At 69.3% G+C, this 11,577-nt stretch carries 11 protein-coding genes; 5 read left to right on the forward strand and 6 right to left on the reverse strand.

What is annotated here, in order from left to right:
* The first annotated feature begins 16 nt into the window (after nt 1-16).
* Nucleotides 17-1,174, forward strand: coding sequence for a DUF4396 domain-containing protein (locus CCK91_RS20120; protein WP_369821874.1), 1,158 nt, complete (start codon nt 17-19; stop codon nt 1,172-1,174).
* A gap of 66 nt (nt 1,175-1,240) precedes the next feature.
* On the opposite strand, the gene CCK91_RS06615 is transcribed toward CCK91_RS20120, so the two are convergent.
* The 4 genes from CCK91_RS06615 to CCK91_RS06630 form a co-directional block, all read right to left on the reverse strand.
* Complete coding sequence (locus CCK91_RS06615) at nt 1,241-2,473, reverse strand: allantoate amidohydrolase (RefSeq protein WP_086473386.1); 1,233 nt, start codon at nt 2,471-2,473, stop codon at nt 1,241-1,243.
* On the reverse strand, nt 2,470-3,624 hold the full coding sequence (locus CCK91_RS06620; RefSeq protein ID WP_086473387.1) for an FAD-dependent oxidoreductase: 1,155 nt from the start codon (nt 3,622-3,624) through the stop codon (nt 2,470-2,472). The genes CCK91_RS06615 and CCK91_RS06620 overlap by 4 nt, the downstream gene beginning before the upstream one ends.
* Nucleotides 3,621-4,880 carry an ammonium transporter gene (locus CCK91_RS06625; RefSeq protein ID WP_086473388.1) on the reverse strand — a complete coding sequence of 420 codons (1,260 nt, stop codon included), beginning with the start codon at nt 4,878-4,880 and terminating at the stop codon, nt 3,621-3,623. The genes CCK91_RS06620 and CCK91_RS06625 overlap by 4 nt, the downstream gene beginning before the upstream one ends.
* 93 nt (nt 4,881-4,973) lie before the next feature.
* The gene (locus tag CCK91_RS06630; RefSeq protein WP_229938800.1) at nt 4,974-6,128 is read right to left on the reverse strand and encodes a tyramine oxidase subunit B; all 1,155 of its coding nucleotides are present in this window, start codon (nt 6,126-6,128) and stop codon (nt 4,974-4,976) included.
* 149 nt (nt 6,129-6,277) lie between these two features.
* On the opposite strand from CCK91_RS06630, the gene CCK91_RS06635 reads away from it, so the two are divergent.
* The 3 genes from CCK91_RS06635 (at nt 6,278) to CCK91_RS06645 (ending at nt 9,089) form a co-directional block, all read left to right on the forward strand.
* Nucleotides 6,278-7,183: a LysR family transcriptional regulator gene (locus CCK91_RS06635; RefSeq protein WP_086473389.1), complete on the forward strand. Its 906-nt coding sequence runs from the start codon at nt 6,278-6,280 to the stop codon at nt 7,181-7,183.
* Between the two features lie 103 nt (nt 7,184-7,286).
* The gene (locus CCK91_RS06640) at nt 7,287-8,048 is read left to right on the forward strand and encodes an SDR family NAD(P)-dependent oxidoreductase (protein WP_086473390.1); all 762 of its coding nucleotides are present in this window, start codon (nt 7,287-7,289) and stop codon (nt 8,046-8,048) included.
* A 96-nt stretch (nt 8,049-8,144) separates the two neighbouring features.
* A complete protein-coding gene (locus CCK91_RS06645) occupies nt 8,145-9,089 on the forward strand; it encodes a GNAT family N-acetyltransferase (protein ID WP_165766996.1) in 945 nt (314 codons plus the stop codon).
* A 66-nt stretch (nt 9,090-9,155) separates the two neighbouring features.
* On the opposite strand, the gene CCK91_RS06650 is transcribed toward CCK91_RS06645, so the two are convergent.
* Nucleotides 9,156-9,854, reverse strand: coding sequence for a hypothetical protein (locus CCK91_RS06650; protein ID WP_086473392.1), 699 nt, complete (start codon nt 9,852-9,854; stop codon nt 9,156-9,158).
* 113 nt (nt 9,855-9,967) lie between these two features.
* Entirely contained in the window at nt 9,968-10,510 is a 543-nt protein-coding gene (locus CCK91_RS06655) for a TetR/AcrR family transcriptional regulator (RefSeq protein ID WP_086473393.1), read from the reverse strand.
* 86 nt (nt 10,511-10,596) lie between these two features.
* On the opposite strand from CCK91_RS06655, the gene CCK91_RS06660 reads away from it, so the two are divergent.
* The gene (locus CCK91_RS06660) at nt 10,597-11,532 is read left to right on the forward strand and encodes an SDR family NAD(P)-dependent oxidoreductase (RefSeq protein ID WP_086473394.1); all 936 of its coding nucleotides are present in this window, start codon (nt 10,597-10,599) and stop codon (nt 11,530-11,532) included.
* The last annotated feature ends 45 nt before the right edge of the window (nt 11,533-11,577 follow it).

Raw genomic sequence — 11,577 nt, forward strand, 5'->3', positions numbered from 1 at the left:
ATTCACTCAGCCACCGTTGTCGGACAGCGTATCCAGTGCGAGCGACCTCGTCATCGTGGACAGCGGGATCAGAGCATTCCGCCACTCCCGCGGTTGGTCCTTGGACACGCTTGCGGAACGCAGCTTCCTGAGTCCGTCGAACCTCAGCCGGATCGAGACTGGAGCCCGGAGGATCGCCCTCGACCAGCTGATCCCCATCGCCCGGGCATTGGACGCGAGCGTGGATCAGCTCATCGAACCGACGGACGACACCGACGTCGTGATCCGACCTCGTCAGGTGCACGAGCGCGGGATGACCGTGTGGACGCTCGCGAACAATCGCGCCCCGAACGGCCTGGGCGTGGCGAAGATGCGCATCACCACACCAGCACCACCGGCGGAGGAAGCGGGGGTGCATCCCGGACGAGACTGGTTCACCGTACTCACCGGCACCGCCGAACTCCGACTCGGCGAGAGGCTCATCATCGTCGAAGCGGGCGATGCCGCCGAATTCAGCACGATGATCCCGCACGCCATCGGTGCATATGGCGGGATCCCCGTCGAAGTCCTCACCATCCTGACCAACGACGGGCAGCACGCCCACCTGCCGGACCGAAACAGCTCGGTCCGCCGCCAGGCACGCGGATCAGACGAGCGGAATATACCCCTAAGGGGTATTGTTCGGGCTGATGGGCGAACCGAAGGAGTGCTCATGAGCGACCACACCCACCACAACCACGGCCACGCATCCGACAACGCGACCTCCTGGCGGATGGCGGCCACCGCCACCCTCCACTGCCTCACCGGTTGTGCCATCGGCGAGGTGTTGGGCATGGTGATCGGCACCGCCCTCGGACTGCACAATCTCGGGACCGTGGTGCTCTCGATCGCACTGGCCTTCGTCTTCGGCTACGCGCTCACGATGCGTGGTGTGTTGCGCGCGGGCCTGTCCTGGCGCGCCGCCATCGGTGTCGCGCTGGCTGCGGACACCGTGTCGATCGCGGTCATGGAGATCATCGACAACACCGCGATGCTCGCCATCCCCGGAGCGATGGACGCCGGCCTCACCAGTGGTCTCTTCTGGGGCTCCCTGGTCGCCGCTCTCGCCCTGGCCTTCGTCGTCACCACACCGGTCAACCGTTGGTTGATCAGCCGCGGCAAGGGGCACGCCGTCGTCCACGAGCTCCACCGCTGACGTCCCGCGGCTCGTCGGCCGGCCGGACAAGCAGGACCATCTCCCGCACACGGCCGACCGAGGCCATCAGGTGGTCCCGACGCCGACCGCCAGTCCCTCCAGGACGTCCGCGAGTGCCACGGCGCCGGCCTCGGCGTCGGCGTCCTCGGCGCGCTCCTCCGGCGAATGGGAGACGCCGGTCGGGTTCCGGACGAAGAGCATCGCGGTCGGCACGTGCGACGCGAGCACTCCGGCGTCGTGCCCCGCTCCGGTACCGAGCACGGGCGCCTCCGGCAGCATCCGTTCGAGACGCCCGCGGAGGAACGGGTCGAAGTCGGTCGTGGCGCTGAACGACTCCTCGGTGATCGCGGCCACGCAACCCTCCTCCGCTGCGACGAGCGACAGGCGTTCGGTGATCGCCGCCACGATCGCGGCGGTCACGACGTCGTCGGGATGGCGGACGTCGATCCAGAAGTCCACGCTCGACGCGATCACGTTCGTGCCTCCCGGCAACGGGAGCACCCGGCCGACGGTCGCCCGAGCGTCAGGCGTCGCGCTTCCGATCGCGCGGATATCGGTGATCATCCGAGCGGCCGCGACGAGCGGGTCCCGTCGATCCTGCATGAGGGTCGTCCCCGCATGGTTCCCTTCACCGCGGATCGACACCCGCCACCGTCCATGCCCCAGGATGTTCGAGCCGATCGCGACCGGGCGATCGAGGTCGACCAGCGCCCGACCCTGCTCGACGTGGAGCTCGACGAACGCGTCGATCGCTCCGAGCCCGGCCGGATCGGGCCCCACACCCCGCGGATCGACACCGTTGCGTGCGAGGACCTCGGCGAACGTGTCGCCCTCCACGTCGCGCAGGGCCAGCGCCCGCTCCGGACTGATCGCACCGGTGAGGAGCCGTGAGCCGAGGCATGCGACGCCGAAGCGCGAGCCTTCCTCCTCGGGGAAGACGGCGACGACGATCGGCTTGGTCGGCTCGACGCCACGCGAGCGCAGGTGATCGATAGCGACCAGCGCCGATGCGACCCCGAGTGGTCCGTCGTAGGCGCCACCGCCCGGCACCGAGTCGAGATGGCTCCCGGTGACCACCGCACCCGCCGTCGAACGTGATGGCGCATGCCACCAGGCACGGATGACCCCGTTCCCGTCGATGTCCACGTCGAGGCCACGGCGCTCGGCCTGACCGACGAACCACTCCCGCAGCTCGAGTTCAGCCGCGGAATAGACAGGCCTCGAGTAGCCTCCCCGACGCTGATCCCGACCGATCCCCGCGATCTCGTCTAGGAGCGAGACCACGGTGTCGCGGGTCACCGGACCGCTGCCAGGCTCGGCCGGAACATCGCTGGCACAACGTCTCGCCCCTCGATCAGCGCGAGGGCGTATTCGCCGATGAGCGGGGCGAACTTGGCACCGTGGCCGGAGCAGGGCGCCAGGACAGTGATCCCGTCGACCCGGTCGATGACGAAGTCCTCCGTCGGGGTGTTCGTGAACAGGCAGGTCGTCTCCGCATACGGTTCCGGGACGAGGCTCGGGAGGAACTCGCGGACGTAGGCGACGACCCGTCGGCGGTTCGCGTCGTCGACGACGCCGTCATGATCGGCTGCCGAGGGGATGCGCCTGCCGCCGTTGTACTCGGCGACCTTCTGACCACGCCACTCGGCGTCGCGCCCACCGGGGAGCCCGTAGACCTGCATCCGCTCGGACTTGTGGATGAAGGTGGGCCACACTGAACCGGATCGCGCCGGATCTTCCGCGTCGACGCCGATCCGGTCCCGATACGGGAAGTGGTACGCCTGCTCCTGACTGACCTCGAGGGCCGGGAACGCGTCGAGGAACCCGCCCGGCAGCGCGAGCTCGCCGAGGAGGTCCGGAAGCCAGCCGCCGGCTGCGACGACCACCTGCTCCGCATCGAACGCCCTCCCCCGAGACCCGAGCACCCGGTATCCGGTGGCAGTCCGCGCGACCCGCTCGACCGGCTGATCGTTCAGGACCGTGGCCCCGGCGCGGACGGCGGATTCGAGCATCGCCATCACCGCCCGCTCCGCGTCGATGACGCCGGCTCCCGGATGCCACAGAGTGGGCGTGTCGAAGCCGATGTCCCAACGGGCTCTGGCTTCGTCTCGGGAGAGCAGCTCGTGATCGATGCCGTGCTCCGCCAGCACTGACGCGAGGTGCTCCGGGCGGCGGGTCGTCCCGAAGTCGAGCGCCCCCGTCTGCGTGATCAGTGGACGCCCGTGTTCCAGGCCGAGCTCGTCCCACCCTGACGCCGCCGCGAGGACGAGACGGGTGTAGGACGCCTCCGGGTAGGCGTAGCGGAAGATCCGGGCCGATCCGTGGGACGATCCCCACTCGTTGGCCGGGCGACTCCGCTCGAGGACGGTGACGTCGTGCCCGGCCTGGGCGAGGCGCCAGGCCGCCGCAGCACCTGCGAGCCCGGCTCCGACGACGATGACGCTCGTCATGCGCGTGCTTCCAGGTCTTCGTCCTCGTAGGCGCGCTCGGCGTGCGCGTGCTCGTCGATCCCGGCGACCTCGTGCTCCTCGGGGATCCGCAGACCGATGGTGATCTGGATCAGCTTCGCGATCACCCAGGTGACGATGAACGAGTAGGCGAGGACCGCGACGGTCGCGATCGTCTGCACGCCGAGCAGTTCGAATCCGCCGCCGTACAGCAGACCCGAACGTCCGTTCGGAGCCGCATCCGTCGCGAACACCCCGATGAGGAGCGTCCCGATGATGCCTCCGACGAGGTGGACCCCGACGACGTCGAGGGAGTCGTCGAAGCCGAGCCGGAACTTCCACTCGATGGCGAGGCAGCAGACGACGCCCGCGATGGCCCCGATGATGATGGCACCGATGGGCGAGACGGCACCGCAGGCGGGGGTGATCGCCACGAGGGCGGCGATGATCCCCGATGCGCTGCCGAGGCTCGTGACCGCTCCGTGGCGGAGCCGGTCGACGATGGACCAGCCGATGAGCCCGGCACAGGCGGCGACGGTGGTGTTGAGGAACACGACGCTTGCCGCGTTGCCGGCTGCCAGCGCCGAGCCGGCGTTGAAGCCGTACCACCCGATCCAGAGCAACCCGGCGCCGACGAGGACGAGCGGGCGGTTGTGCGGACGGAGCTTGCCGCCCCAGTCCTTGCTCTTCCCGAGCACGAGGGCCAGTGCGAGCGCCGCGACGCCGGCGTTCATGTGCACGGCCGTCCCGCCGGCGAAGTCGACGGCACCGAGGGTGTTCGCGATCCATCCACCGGTCGCCGTGTCGTTCGAGAAGGCGAACACCCAGTGCGCGACCGGGAAGTACACGAGCGTCGCCCAGAGCCCGGCGAACAACAACCAGGCGCCGTACTTCATGCGACCGGCGGCCGCGCCGGCGACGAGTGCCGTCGTCACCCCGGCGAACAGCAGTTGGAACGCCGCGAAGAGTGCGAGGGGAATGCCGGCATCGGGGTCGTCGACGAGTGCCTGGTCGAGCCCCGCGAACTCGAACGGGTTCCCGATGAGTCCGAGCCCGCCGACGGAGTCACCGAAGACGAGCGAGTACCCGAAGGCCACCCAGAGCAGCGCGACGAGGCTGGCCCCGCCGAAGCACATGATCATCATGTTGAGGATGCGGCGGGACGAGACCATCCCGCCGTAGAACAGAGCCAGGGCCGGGATCATGAGGGCGACGAGCGCCGAGCTCGTCAGGATCCAGGCGACGTTTCCAGCGTCCACAAATCACTCCATCGTTCGAGGTGCACAGCGGCCTGGCGGCCACAGCGTCGGGTTCGGGTGGAACAGGTGTCGGTGCTCGGTGCCGGTCGGCGGTCAGGCCAGGTCCGGGGCGTCCCAGAGGTTGAGCTTCGTGCCGATCCCCTGCTCGACGGCGTTCTCGTAGATCGTCTTCGCCCACGCGACGTCCTCGACGCCCATCCCACCGACGCTGAAGAGCACCGGCTGCTCGGGGAACTCGCGCCCGACGGCGTTCCCATCGAAGACGTCTCCGATGTTGACCACGCGTGACTCGTCGAGTTCGCCGGTCCCGATGAGGTCCTGCCAGTGGAGGCCGATCATGCCGAACGCGGTCTCGTGTGACGGCGCCGGATACTCCTCGGCCCACGCCTCGTAGATCTTCTTCGCGTCCGCGATGAGGCGCGCCTTGCCGGAGAGGGTGTACTCCTTGTCCATCCGCAGGTTGGCGGGCAGGCTCAGGAAGGCGCCCGGCTTGATCCAGTCGCCGTCGATGAACGGGTAGTTCTCCGAGCCGACCAGGCCGGTGACGGCTTCGGACACGATGTCCGAGTCACGCACGGCGGCCTCGACCGTCTCGGCGATCTCGATCGTCGTGAACTGCGGGTAGTGCTCGCGGACGTAGTCGGCGAACGCCTCGGAGGTCGACCGTCGGCGCCCGTGGATGCGGATGGTGTCGAGCGAGGGACGGGCGGTGGTCATGGCGTGCAGGGCGCTCTTGTTCATGGCGCCGGGCCCGATGATGCCGAGTGACTTCGCGTCCACCGGTGCCAGGAGCTTCGCGGCGGCTCCCGGCACGGCAGCGGTGCGGTAGGCGCTCTCGAGGTTGCCGGACATGATCGCGTAGGGCGCGCCGGTGTCCTTGTCGTTGAGCACGATGAGGTGGATGGAGCGCGGGAGGCCACGCTCGCGGTTGTCGACGTTCGACCCGTACCACTTGACGCCGGCGGTGTCGAAGCGTCCGCCGAGGTAGGCGGGCATCGCCATGAACCGGCGGTCGGCGGCGTCGAGCGGCATGCCGGGGAACGGTGAGGTGGAGGGGAACCCGATCGGTGCTCCGTGCGAGTTGGCGGTCGGGCCGGCCATCCGGTAGTCACCCTTCGCGACGAGCACCAACACCTCCTCCATGACCTCCATGCAGTGGGCCATGTCCTTCATGCCGGCGGCGATGACCTCCGGTTCGCTCAGGTAGAGCATGTCGATCCGGGTGTTCGGGGAAGCGTCTGCGGTCACGGGTGGTCCTCCAGGTCGGGGTGTGTGGTCCTCAGCGAACACGGTCGCGATCGTCCTGGTCAAATACCGATTCGAACCTCGATTGAGAGCGTTCCGCTCGCAATCTGGACGAAACAGCGCGGTAATACGAGGGTCGTATCGTCGATGGGATGGAGCTCCGCCAGCTGCGCTACTTCCTCGCCGTCGCCGAGGAGCTCCACTTCGGGCGCGCCGCTCGACGGCTGCACATGTCGCAGCCACCGCTGAGCGTCCAGGTCGCACGGCTCGAGCAGGAGGTCGGCACCGCGCTGTTCGACCGTTCGACGAGGCGGGTGGCGCTGACCCCCGCTGGACGACATCTCCAGGCGCGGGCGAGACACATCGTCGAGGAGCTCGACACGGTCCGGGGTGAGATGCGCGACTTCGTCGACGGTCTCGCCGGGGAGCTCACCGCGGGGTTCGTGAGTTCGGCCAACTACACGGTCCTCCCCGGTGTCGTGCAGCTGTTCCGGGCGAGCCGCCCCGGGGTGACGCTACGCCTGGTGCCGTTGACCTCAGGAGAACAGTTCGACCGGCTCCGCGACGGCACGCTCGACGTCGGGATCGTCCGTGACGAGGTCCCGCAGACGCCATCCGACAGCTCTCCAGCGCTCACCACCGAGGTCGTCTTCGAGGAGCGTCTCGTGGCGTGCCTCCCGGTGGGTCATGCGCTGGCGGGCCGACCCGAGGTCACCGCGGAGGAGCTCATGGACGTCCCGATGATCTCCTACCCGCGGGCGCTCATGCCAGGATTCGTGGACCGCGTCGCGGAGGTCCTCGGCACGTCGAGTCGGACGCAGGTGGTCGAGGAGGTCGTCCATCAGGAGACCGCACTCGGGTTCGTCGCGGCCGGCGTGGGCATGACGATCCTGCCCGAGTCGGTGCGGCAGCTGGTGCCGCCGTCGATCGTCGTCGTGCCGCTCGCCGGGTCGCCGACGACACGCCTGCTGGCCGCTCGTCAGGAACGGGCGGACGACAGCCCGGTCCACGAAGCGTTCATCGCGTGTCTCCGCGACGCGGCCGCGCAGCTCGGGTGAAGGTCAGCCGGAGACAGTCTCAATGCGACGGGTATCCTCGGGAAGGCCAGGCTCGGCGAGGCCGGGAATCCGGTCGGCAGCTCACCACCAGGAGAGGAACAGCATGACGTCTCTCGCGTCCGCAGGACGACGGGTCGCATTGGTGACCGGCGCATCCAGAGGCCTCGGCGCGGGGATCGCCCGGCGACTCGGTGCCGAGGGCTATTTCGTCGCCGTCAACTACCGCTCCGGGGCCAACCAGGCTGCGGAGGTCGTCGAGTCCATCCGCCAGGCCGGCGGTGCCGCCGACGCGTTCAGCGCGGACGTGACGGATGAGGAAGCCGTCTCCTCGCTCGTCGAGCGCATCACGGGAACCGCGGGTCCCCTCGCGGTCCTGGTCGCCAACGCCACCGGGCCGCAACCGACGGTCGCGATCGACGACCTCGACTGGGACGACCACCTCGCCCAGTTGGACTTCTTCGTGAAGAGCCCGACACTGCTGGTGCGGGCGGCCGTCCCGCACATGCGCGAGCAACGATTCGGCCGGATCATCCAGATCGGATCCGACATGTTCGAGCGGGCCCTGCCGGAGATGTCCGCCTACGTCGCGGCGAAGGGCGCGCAGCTCGGCCTGACCCGTTCGTGGGCTCGGGAACTCGGACCGTCCGGGATCACCGTGAACCTGGTTGCACCCGGATGGATCCCCGTCGAGCGCCACGCCGATGCCTCCCCGCAGGAGATCGCCGCCTACCTGGCCGAAGTGCCGATGGGGCGGATGGGCACCATCGACGACATCGCGGAGACCGTCGCCTTCCTCGCCTCGGACCGGGCCGGCTTCATCACCGGGCAGCGGATCACCGTCAACGGCGGCCACACCATCGACTAAGTGGGCAACCTCTCGCGCGTCCCGCCGCTGGCGACGGCGCGCCGGGCTTGCGGCATGGCCTGGACAAACGAGTCGCGCCTGTCCAAGCTGGAACCGATGACCGACACCCGCGACGACTTCACCATCCGACGAGCCACCCTGGACGACGTCCCCCTCCTGCAAGCGTGGAGCTGCGACGAACCCGTCGCCTGGATCGACTCGGAACGACTGACCGCCGAACTCGGGAGTCGGAACTATCGGCCGGAATGGTCGTGGATCGCCGAGCAGGACGGTCGCCCGGTGGCACGAGCACTCTGGTGGGGCCAGGCGGACGCGAACCGGCCCGCCACACTCGACTGCGTCACCACCACGGTCGAAGTCGCGGAGCCCGAACGTGTCGGTGCCGCGCTCATCCGTGCCGGACTGGACGCCTTCGGCGCGGGACCCGCACTGGAGTTCAACGTCGACGTCTCCCCTGCGTGGGCGGATGACGCTGCGAGTGTGGAGGCGGTGCGGTGGCGCCATGAGGCTGCACGCGCGGGCGGGTTCTCGCGCACGACCGAGCGGGTCAGTTTCGCGAGGTCCAGCTCCGATCCCGTGCCGGGACGATCGCAGCGCCTCCGTTTCGTCGCCGCCCCGGACGACGCGTTCCACGAGCTGTTCGCCCTGGTCGCGACCGGCACCCTCGATGCGCACACGCAGGACATGGTCGCGCGCGAAGGGCTCGAGGCGCTCGCGGACGACGACCTGGCGTTCTACCGATCACTCCCCGGCGAACGCGACGCCTGGCGGGTCGCTGAGCTCCTCGACGGGACGACCGCCGGGTTCATCATCCCGACGAGGACGGCGTACGACGCGAGCATCAGTTACCTGGGCGTGCTCCCCGAGCATCGCGGACACGGTTACGTGCACGACCTCTTGGCGGAGATGGTCCACGTGCACCACGGGTCGGGACAGGACCGGATCGTCGGCACCACGGATGCCGCCAACACGCCGATGCGTGGCGCGTTCGAACGAGCCGGCTTCTCGGTCACGCGCGTTCGGATCGTGCACGAGCAGTAGGTTCGCCCCGGGCTCGGTTCCGACCGTGTCAGCCGAGCACTGCGACACGGTCGACCGCCGCGCGTGTCAGACCCGCGACGACCGCAGCACGCGGACGACCCCGAAGCAGACCGCGAGCCAGATGATCAGCTGCAAGACCGCAGCGACGACGAGTGGCAGCACGAACGATCCGCCTTCGGCGGAGGACAGCCAGACCATCGAGACGACGGTTGCGGCGATCCCTGCGCCCGAGACCGCCAGGAAGAGGGTGCGCGTCGCCGCCGCCTCCCGCCGGTCCACGGACTGCGCAGTCGCCGTCTGTGGCTCCGGCGGGCCGCCGGTTCCCGGAGTGACGCCGGACCACACGGAGATGGCGTGGATGATGCGGTTCTCGGAGACCTGCAGCCCGAGCAGGATGACGACGCTCGTGAACGCGACCGCGAACCCGACGAGGACCACGAAGCCGAAGAGCGCCCCGCTCTCCCCCACCCAGAACGGACCGAGGACGGTCACGGTCGCGACGGAGAGGGTGGCGGCCGCGACGAGTGCTACGGACGAGACGAGCCCGAGCGCCAGGCGGGCCGGGCGACGGTACTCCAGGAGCAGGACCTCCAGCGCAACGTCGCCGACCTCAGGCTGTCGCTGTCCACGCTCGGTGGCACTGATCCACGCTCTCGCCTCAGGGCGGAGCAGGAAGGCGTTCCAGGCTGCCGCAGTGGATGACGCGGCCGGCGGCCTCGATGGTGCTCGCCGCAGGGCCGGCTGGCGGGTTCGCTCGGGGTGCATGTGCCGACCTTACGCCGACCGCGTGCCGGGGGAAGGCGACAGGGCCACCCGGAACCGTCCGCACGGCGCGGCCGAGTTCGCCGAAGCCGGGTCCATCGGGGCTGCGCCGGTGATCACGGTCGAGGCTTCAGCCCGTCGAGCATCACCTGCAGGAGGAGGGGCAGGTCTTCGGGAGTACCGAGCCGCACCGCGTGCTCGATTCCGCACACGAGGTGCGACAGACGATCGACCGTGAGATCGGCGCGGACGGCACCCGCGGCGCGGGCCGCCTCGAGGACGGTCGTGAAGGATTCGAAGATCTCGCGTTTGACGTTCCGCACGGAGTCGGCCTCGTCCTCCGGCGAGAGGAGGACAGCCTGCAGACCGCCGTCCTCGAGCTGCAGCCTGAGTGCCGAACCGAGGTAGAGCGCCAGCCCATCGCCCGGATCCGGCTCGGCTGCGGCACGCCGAGAGGTCTCGAGCATCGCGTCGAGCGCGTCGGCTGACAGCGCTTCGATGAGTGCGTGGACCGTCGGGAAGTGCCGGTAGACGGTTCCGACCCCGACCCCGGCCTCGCGGGCGACGTCGTTGAGTCGAAGCGTCGCGCGGTCGTGGGTCCGGGCGACATCGAGGATGTTCGCCCGGCTACGTGCTGCGTCGGAACGGAGAGCGGCCATAGGACCACTCTACGCCAAACGGATTGCCTATCCGCTTGTGCTATCGTCCAAACGGATAGATCATCCGCTTAAGGAACGAGGACAGTATGACCTGGGACCCCACCCGCCTGCCAGACCAGACAGGACGAACCATCGTCGTGACCGGTTCCACCGCCGGAATCGGGTACTTCGCCGCGGAGCAGCTGGCTGCCGCTGGCGCGGACGTCGTGCTCGCCTCCCGATCGCATGACAAGCTGCGACGGGCCGCCACCTCCATTCGGAGCCGAGTCCCGCAGGCCCGGGTCCGCCACGTGGGACTCGAGCTCGGCTCGCTCGCCGCCGTCGACGAGGCTGCTGCCGAACTCGCCTTGCTCCCCCGCCTCGACGCCGTCCTGCTCAACGGCGGTGCGATGAGCATGAACCGACGCGAGCTGACTGCGGACGGATTGCCCCTCCTGCTCGGCACCCACGTGGCCGCCAACGCCCGACTGCTTGCCAGGTTGCTCCCGACATTGGTCGCCACGGCCGTGGATCATGGCTCGGTGGCTCGGATCGTCCACACCTCGACCGGGTTCGTCCAACTGCTGCGTGTCGGCTTTGACGACCTCCATCAGGTGCCCGCGATCGGGGTCGTGGCCTACACCAAGGCCAAGACCGCGACGGAGGTCTTCGCCTTCGAGCTCGACCGCAGGCTCCGAGCGGTCGGACTGCCCGCCGCATCGGTCGTGACCCGGCCCGGTGTCGGCGTCGATGCGAAGACCCCGGAGCGACCTGGCATCCGCGACGACACGACTCCATACCAGCGGAATCCGTACACGCCTTGGGCACAAGGAAAGGACACCGCCGCCTGGTCCGCGGTCAGGGCGCTCACGGATCCCGAAGTCCGGGGCGGCGAGTACTTCTCGCCGGTCGGCCGACTTCGGGGCGCTCCCGTCGCCATCGCTCCAACGGCCAGGACTGCTACGCCGGCGGGCGACGCGGCGTCGTCCCTCTGGCGGCAGGTCGAGGACCTCGCGGGCGTGACCATCGACGTCGGCGCCTGACGCGAGGCGACCCCGGAGCCCGCCTCGTCGAGCTGGCACGTCCGG

This window comes from Plantibacter elymi (nom. nud.) (assembly GCF_900177795.1).
Lineage (GTDB): Bacteria > Actinomycetota > Actinomycetes > Actinomycetales > Microbacteriaceae > Plantibacter > Plantibacter elymi.

Excerpts from the sequence above, each read along its gene's own strand:
- CCK91_RS06620 (WP_086473387.1), bottom strand. The coding sequence starts at position 3,624 with ATGACGAGCGTCATCGTCGTCGGAGCCGGGCTCGCAGGTGCTGCGGCG.
- CCK91_RS06635 (WP_086473389.1), top strand. The coding sequence starts at position 6,278 with ATGGAGCTCCGCCAGCTGCGCTACTTCCTCGCCGTCGCCGAGGAGCTC.
- CCK91_RS06640 (WP_086473390.1), top strand. The coding sequence starts at position 7,287 with ATGACGTCTCTCGCGTCCGCAGGACGACGGGTCGCATTGGTGACCGGC.
- CCK91_RS06645 (WP_165766996.1), top strand. The coding sequence starts at position 8,145 with ATGACCGACACCCGCGACGACTTCACCATCCGACGAGCCACCCTGGAC.
- CCK91_RS06650 (WP_086473392.1), bottom strand. The coding sequence starts at position 9,854 with ATGCACCCCGAGCGAACCCGCCAGCCGGCCCTGCGGCGAGCACCATCG.
- CCK91_RS06655 (WP_086473393.1), bottom strand. The coding sequence starts at position 10,510 with ATGGCCGCTCTCCGTTCCGACGCAGCACGTAGCCGGGCGAACATCCTC.
- CCK91_RS06660 (WP_086473394.1), top strand. The coding sequence starts at position 10,597 with ATGACCTGGGACCCCACCCGCCTGCCAGACCAGACAGGACGAACCATC.